Consider the following 23,597-nt stretch of genomic DNA (forward strand, 5'->3'; position numbering starts at 1 on the left):
TCAAATGGGCAGAAGATTTTCTCTTTAAAAGAGGTGTAATGAAGGACGATTTATTGATAGGAATAAATCCAGGAGCTGCCTATGGGATTACTAAGAGGTGGTTTCCAGAAAGATATGCAGGGCTTATAGAGAAATTATTGGCTCTGAAAAGAGTAAAAATTATGATTGTTGGTGCAAGGGAAGAGGGAGACTTTTTTGATTACTTAAAAAAAGAGATCAAAGATAAAATAGTCGATACAGTAGGTAAGACAGATCTCATTGAATTGGCTGCTCTTCTAAGTAAGTGCCATGTTTTGGTAACGAACGATTCTGGACCCATGCATATTGGAGCATCTGTCAATACTCCTATTATTGCTATTTTTGGGTCTACTGATCCATTCCAAACAGGCCCTCTGGGGGAAAATCATCTGATTATTAAAAAGGATCTTTCATGCAGCCCCTGTTTTGAAAGGGATTGCGATACATTAGAATGTTTTCATGCGATTACGGTTGAAGAGGTCTATCATTATGTAAAAGATCATATAAATAAGATTTACGGTCTTTCATTATGAATGGCTGGCTTGAGTGCAAAAGGGATATAAGATTGGATTGGTTTGTAAATTAGACCAAAGGTTTTAAAGATATAACTGGAAGATATTTTTGCCAGTAAATATTTTTTTAAAACAACATATATCCTTTTAATATTTGATAGGGTATAATATTTTTATTATAAATATAACCAGTATTCTTAGAAAATACTTAAGTGTTATAAAAAAATAAAAATGATTTGACTTGTTATTTTAAATACAAATCAGCATAATTTTAGAAAAGTTTTTGAATTCTTATATGAAAAGATAAGACATTATACTAAAGAAGACAAAGTAGAAGTCTAATACAATGAATGTACTTTTTTTACTCGAAAGTAGAAAAACACCGAGCAGCAGATTTAGGGGCTATAACTATACAAAATATTTAGAAAAGATAGGGGTAAAGTATAGAGTCATTGCTATACCAAAAAACTTTATTTGGCGACTCTCTATATTTTTTCCTATACTTTTTTATGATGTAGTTTTCATTCAAAAGAAGGTATTTCATATCTGGGAGCTGGCACTCATTAGAATATTAGCATCAAAGGTTATCTATGATATTGATGATGCTATCATGTTTATTGAAAAGGCTACAGAAGAAAAGAAGGAAAGAAGAAATATTAATAGGAATAAAAGACTATTTAAAACCTTAAATACTGCAGATTATATCATAGCGGGAAACAATTATCTGGCAGAATTTATACGGAAATTTAACACTAATATCAAAATTATTCCGACTCCTGTTGATACAAAAGCTTATCATGTAATTAAGCATAAACTTAATAATAGAGATATAGTAATAGGATGGATTGGCACAGAAGGGAATTTAAAATATTTATTTTTATTGAAACACGTTTTTAAAAATCTTAAAGAAAAATATAATAACATAATTTTAAAAATTGTATGTGATAAGTTTATTGATTTGGATAAGTTTTCTATTCAAAAGAAGTTTTGGAAATTAGAGGATGAGGTAAGAGATCTTCAAAGCTTTGATATTGGTATCATGCCTTTAAAAGATGATGAGTGGACAAGGGGAAAATGTGGGTTTAAGATACTTCAGTACATGGCAGTTGGTATACCCTCCGTTTCATCTCCTGTAGGTGTCAATTCTGAGATTGTTCAGGATGGTTTTAATGGATTTTTAGCGAAGGATGATGAGGAGTGGATTGAGAAACTCTCTTTCTTGATTGAAAACAGAGATTTGAGGATAAAGATGGGTAAAAGGGGAAGGGAGTATGTTGAACGTAACTATTCGTTGGATATCACATTCCCTGAATTTAAAGGGGTCTTAGAGGATGTCTTTTTAGATAAATATAAAAAAGATAAAAAACCTCATATTCTACATACAGAAAGCTCTGATGGTTGGGGTGGACAGGAAATGAGAATACTTATGGAGGCTGAAGAGTTTTCTAAGAGAGGATATAAGGTATTATTGGGCTGTTATCCCAACAGCGGTCTTATGAAAAATGCAGAAAAAAGAGGCATCAGAACTGTTCCTATCGCTATTAAGAACTACTTTGATTTCTTATCTATTTTTAAGATTTATCGATTGATTAAAAGAGAAAAGATAGATATTGTCAATACCCATAGCTCCAAAGATAGTTGGGTAGCTTCTTTTTCCTCAAGGATGATAGGAAAAAGAAAACCCTTGCTTATTAGAACAAGACATCTTTCTGTTCCTATTTCAACACATTTTTTTAATTTTATTTATAAGATGCCTGATATGATTATCACAACCTGTGAATCAACTAGAAAAGAAATTATTCATACAAACAAGGTTAAAGAAAATCAGATTATTTCCATTCCAACAGGAGTTGTGTTAGAAAAATTTAATATACAAAATAATAGCACTGATGGGTTAAAAGAAAGCTTTGGAATTGATGATAAATCTCCAATTATCTGTAAAATAGCTGTTTTAAGAAGCTGGAAAAGACATGATATATTTTTAGAGGCTGCTCGAGAGATTGTTCAGGAAATACCAAAAGCAAGGTTTTTAATTGTTGGAGAAGGCCCACAGAAAAAAAATATAGAGGATAAAATCAAACAACTAGAGCTTGAGTGTAATGTAATTATGACTGGATATAGAGAAGATATTCCAGGGATTCTTGCCATATCAGACATATCCGTATTAGTCTCTGATTCTGCAGAAGGGGTTCCGCAGGCAGTGGTTCAATCTCTCGCTATGAGAAAACCAGTAATAGGCACAAAGGTTGGAGGAGTTTCAGAACTTATTATAGATGGAGAGACAGGAATAGTGATAGAACCTAATAATCCAGAAATCCTGGCAGAGAAAATCCTTATGTTATTAAGAAATAGGGAGTACGCAAAAAGATTAGGAGAAGCAGGGAGAAAAATGGTAGAGGAGAGGTTTAGCTGTCAGATGATGGTAGAGAAGTTAGAAAAACTATACCAGGAATCTTTAAAATAATCATATACATTTTTAATTAGAGAAATCAATGAAAGGACTTACAGTTACTGTCATAACATATAATGAAGAAGAAAATATACGAGCCTCTCTTGAGAGTGTCAAATGGGCTGATGAGATTGTTATCATTGATTCTTACAGCAATGACAATACTGTAAAAATATGCAAGGAGTATACTGAAAAGATATTTTTTAATGAATGGCTTGGATTTGGATTGCAGAAGAACCTCTGCATTGACAAGGCAAGTTGCGATTGGATTTTGAATCTAGATGCGGATGAGAGGATCACTTCTGAGCTGAGAGAAGAAATAGCAGATACCCTCTCTCAGGAAAACTCGGTTGATGGGTATTATATACCAAGAAAAAATTTTTTTGATAAGAAATGGATTAGATATGGTGGATGGTATCCTGATTATAATCTGAGACTCTTTAAAAAGAATAAGGGGAGGTTCAAAGAGAGACAAGTTCATGAAAAAATTGATTTAAACGGAAAAGCAGGTTATTTGAAAAACCCTTTAGAGCATCATACCTATAAAAATATAACTGATTTTTTAAAAAGGATGAATAAATATTCTACCTTATCAGCTGAAGAATTGTATAAGAACAAAAAAAAAGTCAGTTATCTTGATATAATGTTTCGTCCTCCTTTTACTTTCCTCAAAATGTATATCTTAAAAAGAGGATTTCTCGATGGATATCTGGGTTTTCTTCTTGCTCTTTTATACTCATTTTATACCTTTGCGAAATACATTAAGTTAAAAGAGCTCTATGAAAATGCATAGTAAAATATCAAAAGAGTCTTTAAATAAAATTTTGCTCATTAAGCAACGAAATATTGGTGATGTCTTGCTTTTGGTGCCTACTATAATGGCTCTTAGAGAGAGTTTTCCAAATACCTATATAGCGGTTCTTGTGAACTCAGGTACTGAGGAGATGCTCACCTTTAATCCGGCTATTGATGAAATTATAGTCTTTGATAGGAAATGGAAAGGTATGCCTTTTTTAAAGAGATGGATAAAAGAGATAAGTTTTGTAAGAAATATCCATAAAAAAAAATTTGATATGGTCATCAACCTTACCGAAGGAGACAGGGGAGCCATTTTCTCCTTATTGAGCGGTGCAAAATACAGATTAGGATTTAATCCTTCAGGGAAAGGTTTTTTGGGAAAGAAGCATATCTTTACCCATTTAGAGGAAGTTCCTGATAAAAAGTTCCATGTGGTCGACTATAATCTAGCACTTCTAAAGGTTTTGGAAATAAAACCCTCAAACAAAGATATATCCATTTACTTTTCTGAAGAAGACGCGAAATATATAGAAGAAATCTTTTATAAAAATAGTATTCAAAAAGAGGATATATTAGTTCATATCCATCCTACCTCCCGTTGGTTATTTAAATGTTGGTCAGACAGAAAGATGGCTGAAGTAATAGACTATTTACGACTTGAGAAGAAGACAAAGGTTTTTTTAACCGCTGCTCCTTCTAAAAAGGAATTAGAGAAAATAGAAAATATATTGAGCTATACCACCTCTGAGCCAATTAATTTAGCAGGAAGCACCACATTAAAACAGCTTGTGGCTTTATCCAGTAAATGCGACCTCTTTTTTGGTATTGATTCAGCACCCATGCATATTGCAGCAGCTGTTAAGACCCCTGTTATTGCACTCTTCGGGCCTTCGGGTGAATTTAATTGGGGTCCGTGGGGTAATGGACATACCGTCATCACAAAAGAGATGGACTGTCGTCCTTGTGGAAAGGATGGATGTAATGGGACGAAGAGAAGCCTCTGTCTTGAAACAATAGAACTTGATGATGTATTGGATGTGATAAATAGGAAACTGGAAGCTATTAATGAAAGTCGCTTTTATAAGAAAGAAGTATAGTGATTTTGGAGGGGCAGAGCTTTATATTAGAAGGTTGGCGGAGAGATTAGCTGAATCTGGGAATGAGGTTCATCTCTTCGCAAACAGCTGGAAAATCAAATCAGAGGCCAAAGGAATCATATTTCATAAAATTCCCATTCTTAAAGGACTCTCCCTTTTTTCTCTTTTGAGCTTCCTTCTTTTTCTGAAAATAAAATTAAAGAAAAACGAATTTGATATTGTCCACAGCTTTGAAAAGACATTATCCCAAGATATTTATAGGGCAGGAGATGGGTGTCATAGAGAATGGCTTTTACAGAGGTCTCGATACAGAAGCTTCTTGAAAAATCTGATTATTAGGATTAATCCTTTTCATATCTGCATGTTGTATATAGAAAAAAAGATTTTTAAAGAAAGAAATTATAAATTTATCATTGCCAATTCAAAAATGGTCAAAGAGAACATTATGAAACATTACAATGTTCCTGAAAAAAAGATTAGGATCATTTATAATAGTATCGATACAGAGAAATTCAATCCTGATCATATAGAGAGATTCAGAAAAGAAGTGAGAGAAAAATATGGAGTAGGGTATAATGATATCCTCATCTCTTTTATCGGTTCTGGGTTTGAGAGAAAGGGACTAGGATATGCAATAAGAGCTGTAAAAGAATTAAGGGATAAAAAATACAAGCTTATTATCGTGGGCAAAGGTAATCCAAAGAGATACAAAAGATTGGCAGATCATCTCTCGATAAAGAAAAAAATAGTATTTGCAGGTCCCATGCTTGACACCTATCCTATCTATGGTGCCAGTGATGTCTTTCTTCTTCCCACAATTTATGATCCCTTTAGTAATGCCTGTTTGGAAGCCATAGCTACTGGCATACCTGTATTGACAACGAGGATGAACGGTGCCTTTGAAACTGTCGTTCAAGGCAAGAATGGATTTGTAATAGAGGACCCAAGGAATACAAAAGAAATCGCTGAAAAGATAAATCTATCTGTTCAGTTAGACAGAGAAGAATTAAGCAGGACAAACAGAGACATCCTTGAAAGATTTTCAAAGCAAAGAGATGTAAGAGAGACGATTTCCCTCTATAAAGAGGTTTTAAATGAACCCTGTCATTAGTGTTGTGATTCCAAACTGGAATGGAGAGGATGTTATCGGAGACTGTTTGGAATCTTTGAGAAAGCAGACCTTCAGAAATTTTGAGATGATTGTTGTAGATAATGGGTCAAGCGATTCCTCATTGGATTTGATCAAAACGAAATATCCTGAGGTAAAAGTAATTTCTCTATCAGAGAATAAAGGGTTCTGTATAGCGGTCAATACTGGAATAAAATATTCTCAGGGGGAATTTATTGCAATATTGAATAATGATACAGAGGTGGTAACAAACTGGCTTGAGGAATTGTATATGGCATTTGAGAATCATCCAGAAATATCCTTTTGTTCTTCAAAGATGCTTTACCATGAACAAAGAGATAAGATCAATACAGTGGGAATTAAGATAAAGAGAAACGGCGATTCATCAAGCATTGGCACTGGTCAACCTGATGGCCCTCGGTTTGAAAAAGAGGGTGAGGTATTCGGAGCATGTGCCGGAGCCGCAGTTTACAGAAAAAGACTTTTTGATGATATCGGTTTGTTTGACGAGTCCTTCTTTGCATATCTGGATGATGTGGACCTGAGTTATCGAGCTCAACTCTCTGGTCACAGATGCCTCTTTGTACCCAAGGCAATTGTGTATCATAAAAAGGGATATTCCCTGAAAAGGCATGATAGTCCAAACGAACTCGAGGTCTTATTAAACAGCAGAAATAGCGTTTACTGTCTGTTGAAGAACTGGCCCACAAACCTTATTCTTAAGAATCTGCATTGGATCTTATTGAGAAGGCTCGAGCTTGCTGTTCGATATACGATACAGAGAATCCATAAAGGCACAGCCATTCCATTTATAAAAGGGAAACTGGATGCGTATAAAAATATTGGTAATATTTTTAAAAAAAGGAAAGAGATCTTATCGCAAAAAAAGGTTCCGGATAGTTATATAGCCAGTATTATGAATAAGGAGTTCTTTTAAGGCCGGAATGAATGTAATCTGAAGTTCGATCAATAATCTCTCCGTTTACATAATCAAAAACAAATATCTTTTCTTCATTCTCTCGGCTCTTTTTTTGGATGTTTATCTTGCCTGTTTTGCTTGAAAAGGTTTTGAGAGTTGGATTAAAAAAGACATGCATCAGGGCTTTAACGTGTACCTCTCCTGTTGAGATATTGAGAAAGTAGATTTTACTGTTATCAGGAAAATTGTCGTATTGGGTTTTAAGAGTATGAATTATTTTTCTCCAGTCAGGTTTTTTTCCAAAGAACTGTTCGCGATGGTATATTTGAAAAGAATTCGAGAGAATAATGACCACTGTTATCATAATCAGAGAAGCTTTAAATCTTCCCCATGATTGCTTGTCTGTTGTTTGTATTAATTTTGTTCCTGCTTGATAGAAACTGTAGATCAAGAAACTCAGAAGGATTGAACTGCCGATTGATGGTGTATAAAAGTATCGTGAAGCGACAATAGTTGTATTTTGAAAGAAACTAAAGGGGATTAAAGTTATTGGTATCCAGATAAAGGAAAAGATCACCACTGGGTTATTGAATAAATCTTTCAATAATTGTCTGGTGATGTAATTTCTTATAATGATAACTGAGAGTATAAGAACAGGAATAATCCATTCATTAATCGTAATCGTACTTCTAAAAATCTTATAAGGAACATGAAAATTGATTGCGATATCGTTTCGAGCTATAAGCGGAGAATCTGACTGTATATAATACTGAAATAGCAAATAGGGTATTAACAAAATAATAAAAACAGCGTATCTTCTTATAAACTGAGAGATATTTGAAATATTTAATCTTTCGTGAAAAATGACATCGTATAGAAACATTATGGGTAATAGTGTGACTGTTCCTTCATAAGTAAGCAGAGAGAGGCCAAAGGTTATAGCTGAGGCGAAATAGCTTGCTTTGCTTTTTGATATCAAATACTTTGAGAAAAGTATAAGAGCTGTAAGATATAACATGGCAGCTTGCAAACTAGCTATTTCGCTGACCTTCATAATAGCCTGGTAGTGTTCGAAATTGACTGCGAAGAGAAGAGAAGCCAGAAAGCTGATAGATCTATTGTTTGTTAATAAGTATGCGAAATAGAAGAGAAGGAGAGAGTTGACGATATGCAAGAGATAATTGATAATGTAATAACCAGATGGATCCAGACCAAATAGTTTATAATTGAATAAAAAAACAAGGTTGTATAATGGCCTGAAGAAATGTCCCAATTTCAAACTGAATAAATTTAAGATATTACCACTTGATTTAACTGACTCTTCTAAAAGATTAAAATCATCCCATAGAAAGAAATTATTAAAGATTCTTACATAAGGGAAAAGGGTAATAACAGAAATAATGAGAAGATATATCAAAAGCTCTTTATTTGTATCTTTGCCGATGAATTCACAGTAATTCTCAGAGAGTTTTAAAACCGCCCTGTCTACCACGGAATCTGAATCCCTGAAAAGTGATAGTCTTAACGCCAAGAGAATAGAAAAAATCAGGAGAGGGTTGTGGAGGTGGTTGAGCCTGATTTTCACACTGCTGATATAAAGCGTTTGTCCGCCAGAGATAAGTATATAAATAATAACAAGCAAAGATAATAAAATAAAAAGATTTAAGAGGTTTTTTAGGATTCTGGATGTCATGATTAAGCTATATATTCTTTTCATTATGTTTTGTATTATAATTTTTTAATATTCTGAGTCAATCTATTATTTTTAAAGTGGCATTATAACGCTCATTTCAATTCGGTGAATTCAAATGAGGGAAAATGTTTTTTAATAACATAAAAAAATTAAGACAAAAGAGATATTAAACTTGATTGCACCATTGTCTTTTGATATAAAATTCATAATATATTTAGAATAAGGGGGAGATATTTTTGGGTAGATTTACAGATAATTGGATCGAGTATTGGAATCAGGATCAGTTTTGGAGCCGAAATATCCTATGGAAAATAAATTCCGAATTACTCTTACATAGAGCTAGTCAATTTCTCACTTTTAAAAAGGATGATTCTATTCTTGACATCGGCTGTGGATCGGGACACATTGGTGAACTTCTTGCTCCTATGGTTGAATCAATATTAGCTGTTGATGTCGCAGAACAGTTTGTAAAATTGTGCAAACAAAGATGCATGAACTATAGCAATGTCTCCACTCAACTTCTAAATGATGATTATACAAAACTGCATTTTTTGAAGAAGCAATTTTCGCTAATACTTTGTGTTAGTGTTGTACAATATTACAATAATATAAAGGAAATAGAGACTCTTATTCGTTCAATACAAAAGATTGCATTGCCTGGGGCGAAAATGTTAATTGCCGACTTGCCTCTCAAAAGAGGGGTGTTCGGATTTGCATGGGATTCTTTATGTTCTTTTCTTTTGAGCATCAAGGAAGGTTATACCTTTCACCTATTGAGTACTGCCTTCAGTCGGTGGTGCTGGAAATCTGTCTATAAATCGTTTTGCAAAAACAATAAAACATTAGAATTTTCTATTCAGGACATTGAAGAATTGATTAAACGTATGGATTTGAAAGCAAAGATTATCACTAAAAGTTTTTCCATCTATGCCAATCGACCCAGTATTCTGATTCAGCTTTGACCTTCCCAAAAAGCCAATTGAATCACTAATATTCTTTGCACAATCTCCTTTTTTAATTATAATAAAGTTATCTATGCTGTTATTTCTTTCTTAAAAATTTAAATTTTTTTGTCAAGGTTTTATGATGTAAACCAGTTCGTACCATCACAAGATCTTGAAATGAGTCTTCTAACAGCTTATTTTTATTATTTCTTTTTTTACCATAATTCGGAAAAAAGGATTTTATTAACTCAATGGTAAACTTCTTTGTGTTTCTAATCCTCTTTCTCATCCATGGTCTCTGCCTTTCTGATGTTATGTCATAAATAATGGCTCTGTAGATCACAAAATCTGCTGGAATGTATTTTTCCGCAACCCATTCAGTGTCAATATGGTATAACTTGCCCGTTCTGTTTTTTATTAAATTACCGAAGTGAAAATCAAAAGATTCTCCTTTCAAAAGAGGGTAGCCTTCTTCATCATCCATCCCAGTGTAATATCTATTGATTAATTCTTTATGATAGATTTCCAATATCTCTAGGAGTTTTCTTTTAAAATTGTTTTCGCAGATTGCCTTAAAGATATCAATTGTTAATAAATCACCTTCATACCAAGGGCTGTCGTTAACTATCTGTTTGATTTTGATTTTATTGCTCACGATTATATGGTTTTCTTTATCCCCGAAAATTCTCTTTTTCTCAATATATGGTTTCTGATTTATTCTTGCTGTTGTAATGCAGCTGAATTTTTTTCTTCTTTTCAGGGAAAATTTTTTAGCAATCCAATCTGATTTTTTGATTATATCAGACTTGCCTTGGCTGGCGACCACTAAAAAAGAATTTGCAAATTCCCCAAGCAATTCTGCCTCATATAATGTTTTATTCACAAGCCCCTCATGAAAAATGTGATCTCTTTGTAGATTATATGAGATGAATGGCACATCTATCCAGTTATGTAAATAATAGCCTTTTTCGATGCCAATATCGCTGAATATGGTAGAAGCAAATTTATAATCAGGGAAACAATAGTAAAAAGAGATATTAGAAAAACCGGTTGCCTTTAAGAGAGCTTCTAACTCCTTTTTAGAAAAGGTTGCTAGGATTCTGTTACCGGTATATCCATGGAGGCTATCAAACATCTTCCTTGTATGATCTTCAGGACATCCACTCCAATACTTTAATCCAATCTTGTTTTCTATCGCAATTATCAAAGCACCATTTTCACTAAGAGCAGTTTTAGCAAGTTTAAGGAGGGATAAACAAGATTCCTTTACATTGATTTGATCTGTAATATATAAAGGAGCATATTCCAGAACACCAATCAAAGTGACTATGTCGTATATAGGTGCAAATTTAATATGCTTCACATTTGAACAAATCACCCTAACATTCTCTAGATCTCTGCATCTTTCTCGCGTGATTTGTGCACGTAGAGGGCTACCCTCAATAGCATCAACTAATTCAAAATTTTCGCCCAAATATCTTGTTGTAGCTCCACATCCAGAGCCAAATTCTAAAATTTTAATATTGTCAGATAATTCGAGACACTTTAAGATATTTGATCTTCCTATACCCAAATGATAATAAGATGGCCAATCTTTTACTGCATGCATAAGCTCTTCTGAATCATTGTTAATTTCTTTAGCATTTTTAATGGCATTCAATATGTAATCTTCAGTTTTAGGACCATCAGAATAATTAATCGTATGCACCCTTTGTTCGGGCGATACAAAAATCCCATTCTCTTTATCATATTTAAATTCTGATAACGACCAGTAGCTATCTAATCCCTCTTTTTCTGTTTCCATTTCTCTCCTTTACCTTCTTCTACACCAACGCATCAAAATATATATGCAATACTTATGAGGGTTACCTTGTATATAAAGAGATTTTTCTGTATAATTCAATGACTGCTAAAAAATATATCTCAAGAATTTAGTATTAATTTATCTATAATAAGTTATTAATATATTCCGGTCAATCTTTTAGTTTAGTGGTTTCAATCTAAGGGAATACTAATGGCTAAGCTCATACAGATTGTTTTCATAATCATCCTTTTTTTGATAAAATATTTCCTGTCCATAAAAGCAAAGAAATATTACGAGGCCGGTTTCTTCACTGTTTATCATAAAGGTTTTCATTCTAATTTTTAGATACCTCATATGGGATTTCCTTGAGATGAAAAATTAGTAGAAAAATGTGCTTCGCCTCCGTTCAAAGACAAGCATTTTTAAACATTTGTTCAAAAAGTTTTTAAAAACCGCTTATAAGCAATTTTTAAATTATTTATGATATAGTTTCTAAAAAAATTTCTTATTTTTCTTTTTAAATACATTACTTTTTTTGAAGGGCGCTTTATCTCCTTCATAATTTCACTTAGCAATTCATAGTCAATCCCTTTTATCTTGGGTTCTGAGCCATATCTGTGCATTCTATCGAACTCGTAAGGAAGCAAGTTCAAATCCTTGTATTTTTCATATGCATAGGTTCCAGGATAAATCGTATACCATGATATCGAGAGAACATCAGGATTCATCCTGTTAATCATCTCAACGGTTTGGTGGGTTTCCTCCGGTGTTTCATTCGGAGCACCGAACATGAAGTTTCCGACAATCTTAAGCTCATTATCTCTTAGTATTTCAGCGGCTCTATAGTTCATTTCGGCCGATGTCCCTTTTTGAATCTGCTTTAGTCCCCTGTCATATCCAAGCTCAAATCCTACAGAGACGGCATGGCATTTCGCTTTTTTGAGGCGTTCAAACATCCTGGGTCTTTTTGCAATAATATCGGGCCTGCTTGAAATAACAAAAGGGGTTTTCATTCCAGAATTTTCATAGGTTTCACAAAAATTATTAACCCATTTTTCGTTAACAGCAAACAGGTCGTCAATAAAATCCCAGTAGGCTGCGTTCCATTTTTCTTTTAATTCTTTCATTTCTCCTATGATATTTAAAGGAGATCTCTGCCGGCATTTTTGGGCCATCATCATAGGTTGGGGAGCGCAGAAGTCACACTTGCCAACACACCCTCTTCCCGAAATGAGAGTTACATAAGGAACCCGTCCTTTCCACAGAGGATTGATGAGCTCGCCTTCTTCATAGGGAATAAGAGACCGGTCTATATAAGGAAGAAGATCCAGATTTTCAACGGGACTTCCTATGAATATTTTTTCTTTATCTGGTCGTATTTTGCCTCCCACAATATTTACAATATCACTCTCTGCTTCACATGTGATAACCATATCGATATAATCTTTCTGAGCTGCGTCTTGGGGGGCAATGGTTGCGTGAATCCCTCCAATAAATGTCAACGAACCGCATGTTTTTTTAGCCAGTCTCAATGATTCCAGAGCATAACCAAAATCAACAGACATGGCGGTTGCTCCAACAAAGTCAGGCTTAAATTCGTTAAGCTTATCCTGATATTCATCCCATCCTGTTAGTGTCCTTAAATCAATAATTTTCGCTTCATGACCGCTATTATTCAGGATGGTTGCCAGAAGAAGAATCCCGTGATGAAGAGAACAGTACTTCCTTTCTTTTCTCCAATAAGAATCCCATCCGTTGATTGCTATCATTGGATTGACAAAAATAACTTTCATATCAAGTCCTATTTTTTTATCATATTTATTTATCTATGAGGATTGTTAAATATATTTTCTTAGACAGTCATCATTAATTCTTTGCAATTAAATCACTGATCGAATATAAAAAATCATATAGTATCTTGGTCTTATAGCAATGGTGATTTTAAATTTTCCTTAAACATTGCCGGGCTACCTAAATATTGTGTATAAAAAGATTTTTCTGTATAATCTAATCATTGCTAAAAAACAATCTAAAGAATTTAGTATTAATTTATCTTATAATAAATTAATAATTTTTTCGGGTCAATCTTTTAGAGGTTTCAATCTTAGGAAATAATATGACGAGGCTCATTCAGTTTGTTTTCAGAATCATTCTTTTTTTTGATACAAGATTTCTTACTCAAGGAAGCAAAGAGTCTCTCAATCGAAAAGAAATAAAAAGAATTCTCTTGGTAAATACCACAGCTATGGGGGATACTCTCTTGTCAACCCCAGCTATCAGGGCAGTGAGAAAAGAATTCTCAGAGGCCTATATAGCCTCATTGGTGCATGTAAAACAGAAAGATGTGCTTAAGAATAATCCCAGGATAAATGAGTTGGTCATATATTCTGGCAAATACAAGGGATTACTGAGACTTATTCGCAGGCTGAGAAAGAAAAAATTCGATTTAGTCATTGTTTTGCATGCAAATGATCCTGATATTGTGCCAATAATATACTTAACGGGAGCTAGGTATAGAGTGGGTTGGGCTGAAAGCAAATTTAGTTTTTTATTTACTCATACGTTTAAAAGACCTGAAAATAAGATACTGCATACTATTGATCAAAGATTCGGTATATTGGAAAGCATAGGAATAGAACCTGATAGTATTGACATGGAATATTTTTTGGATGAAAAAGATGAAAAATCCTCATATGATTTTTTAAGAGAAAATAGAATTACAGAAACAGACATTTTGATAGGATTACATCCCTTTGGGAGTTTAGAATCAAAAGCATGGCCTAATTACATTGATTTCCTAGAGAAGATATCAAAGAGTGATCGTTTTAAATTAGTATTGATTGGAGGAAAGAGACATGAAAGAGAGGTCTTGGAGAATTGGCCAAGGATAGGGAATAAAATCATATCAACAGTTGGAAAAACGTATGTTGGAGAAACCGCTGCCTTAATAAAAAAATGCAGAGTTTTCGTTACAACAGACAGCGGTCCTTTCCATCTGGCTGTGGCCTTAAAAAGACCTACGATTTTGTTAGTTGGTCCTACTTTAATTGAGGTTACAGGACCCTATCAAGATAGAGAGTTACATCGGATCATCAAAGAGGATGTTAATTGTGCTCCTTGCAGATTAAGGTCTTGTGATGAGCATATATGCATGCGAAAAATCACACCAGAAAGGGTTATTTCGGAATTAGATAAAGTTTTAGCTTTAAAATAAGGATTCTTCGTTTTTGTTTACTATGGAACTGCAATCGAAAATCTTACACTTTCTCTATACTATTTCCATTCATGGGAAAATAAGAGAAAAAAAAGAAGAGTTCATTAAGGAGAATATCAGTAAAATTTTAGTTGTGAGAAACGATAATGTGGGTGATGTTATCTGTTCAACACCAGCCATACAGGCCTTAAGTGAGAATTTTCCTAAAGCCTATATTGCAATACTCGTAGCTTCCTACAGCAAAGATGCAATCATCGGAAATCCCTATATAGATGAGGTATTCGTATATGATAAATACAAACATGGAAAATATAAGAGCCGGTGGGCTGCATGGTGGAATCAGTTTAAGATTTTGAGATCATTGAGAAAGAAGAAGTTTGATCTGGCCATTGGTCTTCGGTCCACATTTTCTCCATCCCAAGGGTGGCTCGTATATTTTACAGGGGCCACTTTTAGGCTGGGAACCTATCCATCTAAAAAGAAACATATAAATTTCAAATTCTTTTATAATCTCTTTTCAGAAGAGATTATAAATAAGTCTCATGAGGTAGAAAAGAACTGCAAAATGCTGGAGACGATAGATGTAAAGATTGGGGAGAAAAGGTTAAGTGTATATATCCCTCAAGAAGATTTTTCTAGGGTAGATAAATTTTTAGCTGAAAATCAGATTGAGGACAAGTTATTAATAGGCTTGTATATCTCCTCAAGACTTAGAGAAAACAACCTGGAGGATGAGAAGATTGCTGAGCTTGCAGACAAATTAATTGAAAGGTGCAGAGCAGAGATATTATTAACCCGTGCGCCATGGGAGAGGGAAAGAGCACAGAAGATTTCTGAACTCACCAATAATCACATATATATATTTGATACACATACACTTAAAAGTTTAGGTGCCCTGCAAAAGAGGTGTTCACTCTTTATAAGTGTGGATGGAGGGCCTATGCATCTCTCAGCTGCAATGGGAGTGCCGACCATAGGCCTCTTTGGTAAGACAAGTCCTGATGCTTGGAGACCTTGGGGAGAGAAGAATTTTGTTCTTAAGAAAGGAGATAATGTAAATAATCTCAGTGTTGAGGATATATTAAGAATTACAGACCAAGCCTTGAAAGATTTTGTCTGATTCGCTAATAAAAAATCTTATGAACATTGAGTATTTCGAGGAAACAGGTTGAAAAAATGCCTCTAAATACTATAATATAAAAAAATTCTGTTTGAAAGGAATGAGAACAGGTCTTAGTTATGAATCCGAAGAATATACTCATTATTAAGCCAAGCAGTCTCGGGGATGTTATCCATTCCTTACCAGTATTAAAAATCCTGAAGAAAAGATATCCAGAGGCAAGGATTTCTTGGGTTATCAATAAAGAATTGAGCGAATTAATTGAAGGGAGTCCCTATATAGATGAGATCTTTTTGTTTCAAAGAAAAAAATGGGATCGATGGTTGAAATTACCCTCCAATATTATTGAATTGATGAGATTTGTTATAAAGATTCGAAAGAAAGGATTTGATACAGTCATCGACCTCCAGGGATTATTGAGAAGCGGACTTATTACCTTTTTATCAGGTTCTTCTCGTCGAATAGGTTTTAAAAGTGCAAGAGAATTCAGCCCATTATTTTATACCGATAAAATTTCACTTCCGGATAAAAAAATCCATTCAGTAGAAAGATATATTTCCGCTGTAAAATTTCTATCTGCTGATGGTTCAGAAAGAGATTTTACGATTAGTATCCCAAAAGAAGATATCGATTATGTTGATAGATTTTTAAAAGAGAAAGGAATCAATGATTCAAAAAAGATGGTTGTTGTCAATCCCTGGGCCAGATGGAGGACAAAATGTTGGCCCATTAAAAATTACCTCTCAATGATAAAAAGGCTAAAGGAAGAGGGATTTTTGCCCATTATTATCAGCAGCAATGAGTTTAAAGCGATTACAGATGATCTGATGGAGGGCTTTTCAGATCCTCCCATAGCCTTTGTGGGACAGCCCTTGAAAAGGCTAACAGAGCTTATAAAGAGATCAAGCCTTATGGTTACCAATGATAGTGGTCCTATGCATATTGCAGCAGCTGTAAATACACCTGTGATTGCTCTGTTTGGACCTACAGATCCTCTCTTAACAGGACCGTATGGAGAGGGGCATATTGTTATTCAAAAGAATATGGATTGTGTCCCTTGTCTTGAGAGAGAATGTTCAAAAGAGCACGTTTGTATGGAGATGATAACTGTTGACGAGGTGATAGAAAAGGTCCGGAAAAGGATTTACGAGAATGGGGACAGGATTTAAGACTCTTTGAAAAATAGAAATAATCAAACTAAATAACGGAGAGGAAAATGGGTGTGCCAGCAGTCTTTATGGATAGAGATGGAACCATTAATGATGAGATGGGGTATATCAATCATATCTCTCGCTTTAAGCTTTTGCCGAGAAGTGCGGCAGCCATTCGGTTGATTAATCAAAATAGCTTTAAGACTGTTATTATAACAAATCAGTCAGGAGTTGGAAGGGGATATTTTCCTGAAAAGCTTGTAGAGGAAATCCATGATAATCTTAAAAGAGGCCTCTCCCAAGAGGGCGCTCATATTGATGGAATATACTACTGTCCACATCACCCTTTTTTGGGGATGGGTAAATACAAAAAGGATTGTGAATGCAGAAAGCCAAAGATAGGGATGATTAAAAAGGCAGCGAAAGAGCTGGATATTGACCTTTCTCGTTCCTATATGGTCGGTGACAGGGGTGCTGATATACAGATGGCAAAGGAATTTGGTGGTAAAGGCGTTCTTGTCCTTACAGGGTACGGAAAGGGTGAGTATGAATATTTGAACCATACATGGCCGAAAAAACCGGATTATATTGCCGAAGATCTTTATGATGCTGTGGAGTGGATATTAAGGGATGCTAAAAAGCAAGATTAATATCGCTTATGTGGTTTTAGATTTCAAGCTAAGCGGGGTTCCTATACACATTCTTGATCTCGTGAAATGCCTTGAGAAAGATAAATACAACCCTCTAATCTGTTGTATTAGAGAAAGAGGAGAATTGGCAGGTGATGCAGAGGCATTAGGATGTGAGGTTATTGTTTTAAACAGAGCTAAATCTAAACAATTTGACCTCTTAGCCTTATTAGATATTTGGAGGCTTTTTAGAAAAAGGAAGATTGACATTGTTCACACTCATATGCACCATGCATCCCGATACAGCCATCTTGCAGCTAAACTTGCAGGTGTGCCAGTGATTCTTACCTCTGTTCATGATATTATTGGAGAAAAGAGATTTAAAAGAAACCTTACCAACAAGGTGCTGTCTCTCTTTACGGATAAAGTAATAACTCCCTCACATGCTGTAAAGGAAGATATCTGTAGGTATGATAGGATTGCTCCTGATAAGATAATGGTACTTCCCTATGGTATTGATGTGGACCGCTTTGTCATGAATGTAGATAAAAAAGAAATAAGAAAGAAACTAGGATTACCACTTGATGCCATCATTGTGGGGAATGCTGGAAGGTTCGCTACCAATAAAAGACATCATATCCTTATAAAGGCGATGAAAAGAGTGATTGATAGATTTCCCTCTGCCCTACTCATGATTGTCGGAACAGGCAAGACAGAAGATAAGCTGAAACAGGTGATAGAGGAGCTGCATATTGCTGACCATGTTCTTTTTATGGGTCTGCGAAAGGATATCCCGCTCGTTCTCTCAGCAATGGACATATTTGCATTGCCTTCAGTTGGAGACCCTTTTCCCATAGCATTGCTGGAGGCTGGAGTCAGTGCCTTACCTACTGTGGGAGTAAGGGACGGAGGAATCCCAGAGTCTATTGAAGACGGCAAAACAGGGTTATTGGTTTCCAAAGATAATCCAGAAGAATTAGCAAATGCCCTGATCTATTGAATAGAAAATAGAGATAAAGCTCTTGAAATAGGACAGGGGAGGAGAAGGTATATCCAATCACGATATACCCTGAGGCACCAAAATGAAAATTTCCAAGGGCTTTATGAGTCAATTTTAAAGAGCAAAGGTTTTCTGTTTAATTAATGATGTTTAGAGAAATATTATTTTTTATTGAGAAGGGGCTTAATTCATGAGATGTTTGGTAACAGGCGTTGCTGGATTTATTGGTTCTCATTTGTCTGAAGCTTTGATAAAAGGGGGACATACTGTCACAGGAATAGACTGCTTTACAAACTATTATCCTCGAACTTTGAAAGAAAAAAATATAAAGATGCTGAGAAAAGATAAGAATTTTACTTTTATCGAAGGAAACTTGCTCGACTTCAATCTCAAGGAGATTGTTTCTCAGACAGATTATATATTTCATCAGGCAGCTCAGGCAGGAGTGAGAGCAAGCTGGGGAGATGATTTCAAAATCTATACAGAAAATAATATAAATGCTACACAGCGTTTATTAGAAGCATCTATTGGAACAAAACTTAAAAGGTTTATCTTTGCCTCTTCTTCTTCTGTTTACGGAGATATCAAAAATTTTCCGATGAGGGAAGGAGATACCCTCTATCCTTTATCTCCTTATGGCGTGAGTAAAATGGCCAGTGAATCCCTTTGTTATCTATACTGGAAAAGCTTTTCTCTCCCCGTTATTTCTCTTCGCTATTTTACGGTTTATGGCCCAAGGCAAAGGCCAGATATGGCGTTTCATCGATTTGTCAAATCGATATTGAAGGATAAAGAAATTTCGATATATGGCGATGGAAACCAGACCAGAGACTTTACCTATGTATCTGACATAATAAAGGCAAATATATTAGCTATGGAAAGGGGGGATGAGGGTAATACATACAATATTGGAGGCGGTTCTAAGGTCTCAATTAATGAGGTATTGAAGATTTTGGAAAAGATTTCGGGGAAAAATATCAAGGTTAAATATAATGAGCCTGAAAAAGGTGATATGAGGCATACCTGGGCCGATATTAATAAGGCTAAGAATGATCTCGGTTATTTCCCAACCGTAGGTCTTGAGGATGGATTAGAAAAAGAATTTAAATGGTTAAAAGGAGAGATTTAATATGGCTATTGATAAAGAATTATTAGACATATTGGCATGCCCTAAATGTAAAGGTGATATCTATATCAATAAAAAAGAGGATGGTCTCATATGCGATGCTTGTCAGTTATTGTATGAGATCAAAGATGAGATACCTATCATGTTAATAGATGAAGCGCTTCCACTCGATAAGGTTGAAGAAGAAAGAAAATCCAGGAAAGAGGGCTAGAATAGTTTTTCTAGTTTTTTAAAAAAGTATTAAAAAATCTTTTTTGTATTATGCAATATTCGTAAGAAAGTTCTTATTTATCAAATGAGGACTTGAATCTTTTAAATGAAAAAGATTTTGTTTTATCTACATAGGATTCAGGATGTATCTGTTCTCTCGCCCCTTATCTATTCCTTTAGCCCTGAAGAGATTATCGTGCAGGCAGACCTGAAAAAGGGTTTTAAAGGAAAAAGGAAATATGGCGAGAGGCTTCTAAAACATTATCATATTGATTATATAGAAGAACTTAGTTTCAAAAAAGAGAAGGATAAAGTAGGGATTATCATTACTGCCTCTGAGAGTTCTATGAGGACCCACAAAAATGCCGCACTTCTTGTAAAAAAGGCCAGAAAATGGAAGATACCTACACACTCACTCTTCAACATGGGATAACCCACGAGATAAATGAAAATAAGCCTCTAAAGTTCTATTCAGACCTTATTGCTCTTTGGGGGCCCTATCAGAGGGATTTTTTTTGCAACAAAAGAATATAGCCTCTTAGAGAAAAGACTCTTCTGGAGGCGGACAAACAGCTCTACAGATAAAAAAAGATTTATCATTGCCGGAGCTCCAAAGTTTGATTCACTTTTTCAACCCAAAGAAGTTGACAAGGCCTCCTTAGGTATGCCTGAGGACAAAAGGGTTGTGAGCGTTTTTACGAATACCCATTGGTACAGATATTCTGATGAAGAAAACCAGAGATTTTTTGATAAAGTGGAGTCTTTAGTCAAGAAATTCAATGACCTCTTTTGGGTATTTAAGCTCCATCCCGATGAGAAACCGGATGCCTACCATTTTAGGTTTTACAATCATAATCATTGTAAAGTGATTTATCCAAGGGAGGAAGAGTTTGACCTTGATACTCAGGATATCTTAAGGGTATCTGATGTGGTTATTATGATGTTGAGTACGGTTGCTCTGGAGGCCGCAATACTTAAAAAGCCTGTTATTTCCATAAACTTTACGAACCAACCTAGCTATAGAGACCTCTTGGAATACCGGAACAATATAGACGAGGTATTGATTGAAGCCCTTAAGAATCCCCAAAAGTTTATTGAACAGCAAAGGGCATTTGTAGAGGGGTATCATTCGGGGAAGGGGAATGCTGTAAGTTATTTAAAAGAAATGATTTTAGACATTTTGAAAGGTGGTAAATAGGTGAAAAGTTATTATTAATTGACAAGCCCCCAGTTTTAATATAATTTAGAAAAAATTTATAAAAACATTATAGGAAATATAAATTGAATATTTATATTCGCATCCTAAGTTATATGCGGCCTTACTGGAAGGCATTTATTTTTGCCTTTGTTTGTATGGTTGTCGTTTCAGCAACTACAGGGCTCACCGCTTGGATTGTACAGCCGGTTCTCGATGATATCTTCATTAAAAAAGATGTTTTTATGCTGAAGCTTCTCCCTTTTGCGGTTGTCGTATTATATTTAGGAAGGGGCATCTTTAGATATCTAGCAAGCTATACGATGAACTCCATCGGCATTGTTGTTGTCATGAAGATAAGAAACGATTTATACAATCATCTCCAAACCCTTTCTCTCAATTTTTTCCACGGGAAAAGAACAGGGGAGCTTATGTCAAGGATCACAAGCGATGTTAGCCTTATTGAGGGTTCAGCATCCAATCTTTTGAGTGACTTTGTCAGAGAGATCTTGAGTATGGCAGGTCTTATTTTTGTTATATTTTATAGGGATTGGGAGCTGGCTATCATTGCTTTGCTGGTTTTTCCTCCCTCACTTTATTTTCTTGTAAAGATTGGCGAAAAGCTGAAAAGATTAAGCCGAAAGAGTCAAGAAAAGATGGCAGATATGGCTTCTGTTCTTCAGGAAAACTTTACCGGCATTCGTGTGATTAAGGCCTTTAATAAAGAGGAATACGAGAGCAGAAGATTTTCTGAAGAGAATTCGAGATTCTTTAATCTTGCTAAAAAGACTGTTAAATATGTTGAAATTTCTTCCCCTTTGATGGAATTTGTAGGGGCCTTTGGATTGGCAATGATCGTATGGTATGGGGGGATGAAGGTCATAAATGACCAGATAAGCCCCGGTTCTTTTTTCTCCTTTATGGCAGCCCTTTTTATGCTTTATGCTCCTGTAAGAAAACTGAGCAGATCAAATAACAAGCTCCAGCAGGCCATAGCCGCTGCCTTAAGGGTCTTCTATATCATAGATACAAAACCGGAGATTGTAGACAAGGATGATGCTGTTGCTCTTCCTTCTCTTTCCAAGAGGATCGAATTTAGAGATGTAGGATTTCGATATGATACAGAACCTGTTTTAAAAGATATAAACCTTAAGATCAATAAAGGAGAGATCATTGCTATTGTTGGAGTAAGTGGTGTAGGTAAAACTACTCTTGTTGATTTGATCCCTAGATTTTATGATGTTACAGGAGGAAGTATAAAGATAGATGATATTGATATCAGGAATGTAGCCTTAAAGTCTTTGAGAGATCAAATTGGGATCGTTACACAGGAAATTTTTCTTTTTAATCATACAGTAAGATACAATATAGCTTATGGCAAACAGGATGCTTCTATGGAAGAAATTATCCAGACTGCCAAGGCTGCCTACGCCCATGACTTTATAATGAAAATGCCTGATCAATACGATACTGTGATTGGAGAAAGAGGGGTAAAACTATCGGGTGGTCAAAGACAAAGAATTGCTATTGCTAGGGCTTTGACCAAAGACCCCCCCATATTAATTCTTGATGAAGCTACTTCTTCTTTAGATACAGAATCAGAACAGATTGTTCAGAAAGCATTGCAAAATCTTATGAAGAATCGTACAACTTTTGTAATTGCCCATAGACTTTCTACTATCGTTAGAGCCGATAGGATTGTTGTTTTAGATGAAGGAACGATCATTGATATTGGAAGTCATGAAGAGCTACTTAAAAGAGGCGGTTTATATCATAAATTACATGAAATGCAGTTTCAGTATACATAGGATATATCTTAAAATTTATGGATATAACAGTTATAATTCCAGCAAGATATTACTCAACGAGATTTCCAGGTAAGCCTTTAGCAAAGCTAAAGGGAAAAACATTGATTCAGCATGTATATGAGAGAACTTTGCAATCGAAATTGACAAAAAAAGTTGTTGTAGCTACAGATGATAAGCGTATTTTAGATGAGGTGAAAAGTTTTGGAGGAGAAGCATATATGACCTCTAAAGACCATTTAACGGGAACTGACAGGATAGCAGAATTGGCCAGAGAAATAGATTCGTCTATAATCGTTAATGTTCAAGGAGACGAACCATTTATTGAATCTGATTCAATCGATATCACCATTAAGCCATTATTGGAGGAAAACTCTCTGGTGATGAGCACTATAAAAGTTAAAATAGAGGATATAAAAGAAATTTTTGATTTTAACGTGGTTAAGGTGGTTACTGATAAAGATGATTTTGCACTATATTTTTCTAGATGGCCTATTCCTTTCTTGAGGGAAAAATGGTGTAATATATTGAATAGTGAAAAAAATAAGGATGTATTATCTCATCCAACTCATCTTTTTAAACATTTAGGACTTTATGCTTATAAAAGAGATTTTTTATTACAGTATACAAAATGGCCTCGAACTCCGTTAGAAAAAATAGAAAACTTAGAACAATTACGAGTTTTAGAAAATGGATATAAGATAAAAGTTGTAGAGGGGAAGTATGATTCTATTGGGATAGATACACCTCAAGATTTGGAAAGATTGGAATGTTCTTAATAGAA

The 23,597-nt window shown here is 34.9% G+C and carries 21 protein-coding genes; 18 read left to right on the forward strand and 3 right to left on the reverse strand.

The genetic code is table 11. From position 1 onward, the window contains the following. The 6 genes from VMW81_05840 to VMW81_05865 all read left to right on the forward strand — a co-directional run. A partial coding sequence (locus VMW81_05840; GenBank protein HUU50458.1) for a glycosyltransferase family 9 protein occupies positions 1-551 on the forward strand: 551 nt, incomplete at its 5' end. Positions 552-876: 325 nt separating this feature from the next. After that, the gene (locus VMW81_05845) at positions 877-2,994 is read left to right on the forward strand and encodes a glycosyltransferase (GenBank protein ID HUU50459.1); all 2,118 of its coding nucleotides are present in this window, start codon (positions 877-879) and stop codon (positions 2,992-2,994) included. Between the two features lie 28 nt (positions 2,995-3,022). Beyond that, positions 3,023-3,772 carry a glycosyltransferase family 2 protein gene (locus tag VMW81_05850; GenBank protein HUU50460.1) on the forward strand — a complete coding sequence of 250 codons (750 nt, stop codon included), beginning with the start codon at positions 3,023-3,025 and terminating at the stop codon, positions 3,770-3,772. Continuing rightward, positions 3,765-4,874 carry a putative lipopolysaccharide heptosyltransferase III gene (gene rfaQ / locus VMW81_05855; GenBank protein ID HUU50461.1) on the forward strand — a complete coding sequence of 370 codons (1,110 nt, stop codon included), beginning with the start codon at positions 3,765-3,767 and terminating at the stop codon, positions 4,872-4,874. Before VMW81_05850 ends, rfaQ begins: the two co-directional genes overlap by 8 nt. Further along, the gene (locus VMW81_05860; protein HUU50462.1) at positions 4,843-5,985 is read left to right on the forward strand and encodes a glycosyltransferase family 4 protein; all 1,143 of its coding nucleotides are present in this window, start codon (positions 4,843-4,845) and stop codon (positions 5,983-5,985) included. Before rfaQ ends, VMW81_05860 begins: the two co-directional genes overlap by 32 nt. Continuing rightward, complete coding sequence (locus VMW81_05865; GenBank protein HUU50463.1) at positions 5,969-6,940, forward strand: glycosyltransferase family 2 protein; 972 nt, start codon at positions 5,969-5,971, stop codon at positions 6,938-6,940. The genes VMW81_05860 and VMW81_05865 overlap by 17 nt, the downstream gene beginning before the upstream one ends. Here VMW81_05865 and VMW81_05870 read toward each other — a convergent pair. Then, complete coding sequence (locus VMW81_05870) at positions 6,918-8,639, reverse strand: hypothetical protein (GenBank protein ID HUU50464.1); 1,722 nt, start codon at positions 8,637-8,639, stop codon at positions 6,918-6,920. The two genes, VMW81_05865 and VMW81_05870, sit on opposite strands and share 23 nt — an antisense overlap. Before the next feature lie 212 nt (positions 8,640-8,851). Between VMW81_05870 and VMW81_05875 the strand changes: the two genes are divergently transcribed. Next, on the forward strand, positions 8,852-9,577 hold the full coding sequence (locus VMW81_05875; GenBank protein HUU50465.1) for a class I SAM-dependent methyltransferase: 726 nt from the start codon (positions 8,852-8,854) through the stop codon (positions 9,575-9,577). A 79-nt stretch (positions 9,578-9,656) separates the two neighbouring features. Here VMW81_05875 and VMW81_05880 read toward each other — a convergent pair whose 3' ends face one another. Together VMW81_05880 and VMW81_05885 are read right to left on the reverse strand one after the other, a co-directional pair. Beyond that, a complete protein-coding gene (locus tag VMW81_05880) occupies positions 9,657-11,363 on the reverse strand; it encodes a class I SAM-dependent methyltransferase (protein ID HUU50466.1) in 1,707 nt (568 codons plus the stop codon). Between the two features lie 434 nt (positions 11,364-11,797). Beyond that, positions 11,798-13,156, reverse strand: a complete 1,359-nt coding sequence (locus VMW81_05885; GenBank protein HUU50467.1) for a radical SAM protein — start codon at positions 13,154-13,156, stop codon at positions 11,798-11,800. Positions 13,157-13,479: 323 nt separating this feature from the next. Here VMW81_05885 and VMW81_05890 point away from each other — a divergent pair, with 323 nt between their 5' ends. From VMW81_05890 to kdsB, 11 genes are all read left to right on the forward strand, one after another. Then, a complete protein-coding gene (locus tag VMW81_05890; protein ID HUU50468.1) occupies positions 13,480-14,577 on the forward strand; it encodes a glycosyltransferase family 9 protein in 1,098 nt (365 codons plus the stop codon). Between the two features lie 22 nt (positions 14,578-14,599). Further along, positions 14,600-15,697, forward strand: coding sequence for a glycosyltransferase family 9 protein (locus VMW81_05895; GenBank protein ID HUU50469.1), 1,098 nt, complete (start codon positions 14,600-14,602; stop codon positions 15,695-15,697). A gap of 119 nt (positions 15,698-15,816) precedes the next feature. After that, entirely contained in the window at positions 15,817-16,866 is a 1,050-nt protein-coding gene (gene waaF / locus VMW81_05900) for a lipopolysaccharide heptosyltransferase II (GenBank protein HUU50470.1), read from the forward strand. 47 nt (positions 16,867-16,913) lie between these two features. Beyond that, a complete protein-coding gene (locus VMW81_05905; GenBank protein HUU50471.1) occupies positions 16,914-17,498 on the forward strand; it encodes an HAD family hydrolase in 585 nt (194 codons plus the stop codon). Next, positions 17,479-18,477, forward strand: coding sequence for a glycosyltransferase (locus tag VMW81_05910; protein ID HUU50472.1), 999 nt, complete (start codon positions 17,479-17,481; stop codon positions 18,475-18,477). The genes VMW81_05905 and VMW81_05910 overlap by 20 nt, the downstream gene beginning before the upstream one ends. A 190-nt stretch (positions 18,478-18,667) precedes the next feature. Beyond that, positions 18,668-19,606, forward strand: coding sequence for a GDP-mannose 4,6-dehydratase (locus tag VMW81_05915; protein HUU50473.1), 939 nt, complete (start codon positions 18,668-18,670; stop codon positions 19,604-19,606). 1 nt (position 19,607) lies between these two features. After that, on the forward strand, positions 19,608-19,814 hold the full coding sequence (locus VMW81_05920; protein ID HUU50474.1) for a Trm112 family protein: 207 nt from the start codon (positions 19,608-19,610) through the stop codon (positions 19,812-19,814). Between the two features lie 105 nt (positions 19,815-19,919). Next, entirely contained in the window at positions 19,920-20,246 is a 327-nt protein-coding gene (locus VMW81_05925; GenBank protein HUU50475.1) for a hypothetical protein, read from the forward strand. A 48-nt stretch (positions 20,247-20,294) separates the two neighbouring features. Continuing rightward, positions 20,295-21,011, forward strand: a complete 717-nt coding sequence (locus VMW81_05930) for a CDP-glycerol glycerophosphotransferase family protein (protein ID HUU50476.1) — start codon at positions 20,295-20,297, stop codon at positions 21,009-21,011. 83 nt (positions 21,012-21,094) lie between these two features. Beyond that, a complete protein-coding gene (gene msbA, locus VMW81_05935; GenBank protein HUU50477.1) occupies positions 21,095-22,816 on the forward strand; it encodes a lipid A export permease/ATP-binding protein MsbA in 1,722 nt (573 codons plus the stop codon). A 17-nt stretch (positions 22,817-22,833) separates the two neighbouring features. Then, positions 22,834-23,592, forward strand: a complete 759-nt coding sequence (kdsB, locus tag VMW81_05940; GenBank protein HUU50478.1) for a 3-deoxy-manno-octulosonate cytidylyltransferase — start codon at positions 22,834-22,836, stop codon at positions 23,590-23,592. The last annotated feature ends 5 nt before the right edge of the window (positions 23,593-23,597 follow it).

The sequence above is a fragment of the Nitrospinota bacterium genome, assembly GCA_035528715.1.
Taxonomy (GTDB): Bacteria; JADFOP01; JADFOP01; order DATKYB01; family DATKYB01; genus DATKYB01.

Coding starts and splice junctions, on each gene's coding strand:
- VMW81_05845 (HUU50459.1), top strand. CDS start 877: ATGAATGTACTTTTTTTACTCGAAAGTAGAAAAACACCGAGCAGCAGA.
- VMW81_05850 (HUU50460.1), top strand. CDS start 3,023: ATGAAAGGACTTACAGTTACTGTCATAACATATAATGAAGAAGAAAAT.
- rfaQ (HUU50461.1), top strand. CDS start 3,765: ATGCATAGTAAAATATCAAAAGAGTCTTTAAATAAAATTTTGCTCATT.
- VMW81_05860 (HUU50462.1), top strand. CDS start 4,843: ATGAAAGTCGCTTTTATAAGAAAGAAGTATAGTGATTTTGGAGGGGCA.
- VMW81_05865 (HUU50463.1), top strand. CDS start 5,969: ATGAACCCTGTCATTAGTGTTGTGATTCCAAACTGGAATGGAGAGGAT.
- VMW81_05870 (HUU50464.1), bottom strand. CDS start 8,639: ATGAAAAGAATATATAGCTTAATCATGACATCCAGAATCCTAAAAAAC.
- VMW81_05880 (HUU50466.1), bottom strand. CDS start 11,363: ATGGAAACAGAAAAAGAGGGATTAGATAGCTACTGGTCGTTATCAGAA.
- VMW81_05885 (HUU50467.1), bottom strand. CDS start 13,156: ATGAAAGTTATTTTTGTCAATCCAATGATAGCAATCAACGGATGGGAT.
- VMW81_05890 (HUU50468.1), top strand. CDS start 13,480: ATGACGAGGCTCATTCAGTTTGTTTTCAGAATCATTCTTTTTTTTGAT.
- VMW81_05895 (HUU50469.1), top strand. CDS start 14,600: ATGGAACTGCAATCGAAAATCTTACACTTTCTCTATACTATTTCCATT.
- waaF (HUU50470.1), top strand. CDS start 15,817: ATGAATCCGAAGAATATACTCATTATTAAGCCAAGCAGTCTCGGGGAT.
- VMW81_05905 (HUU50471.1), top strand. CDS start 16,914: ATGGGTGTGCCAGCAGTCTTTATGGATAGAGATGGAACCATTAATGAT.
- VMW81_05910 (HUU50472.1), top strand. CDS start 17,479: ATGCTAAAAAGCAAGATTAATATCGCTTATGTGGTTTTAGATTTCAAG.
- VMW81_05915 (HUU50473.1), top strand. CDS start 18,668: ATGAGATGTTTGGTAACAGGCGTTGCTGGATTTATTGGTTCTCATTTG.
- VMW81_05920 (HUU50474.1), top strand. CDS start 19,608: ATGGCTATTGATAAAGAATTATTAGACATATTGGCATGCCCTAAATGT.
- VMW81_05925 (HUU50475.1), top strand. CDS start 19,920: ATGAAAAAGATTTTGTTTTATCTACATAGGATTCAGGATGTATCTGTT.
- kdsB (HUU50478.1), top strand. CDS start 22,834: ATGGATATAACAGTTATAATTCCAGCAAGATATTACTCAACGAGATTT.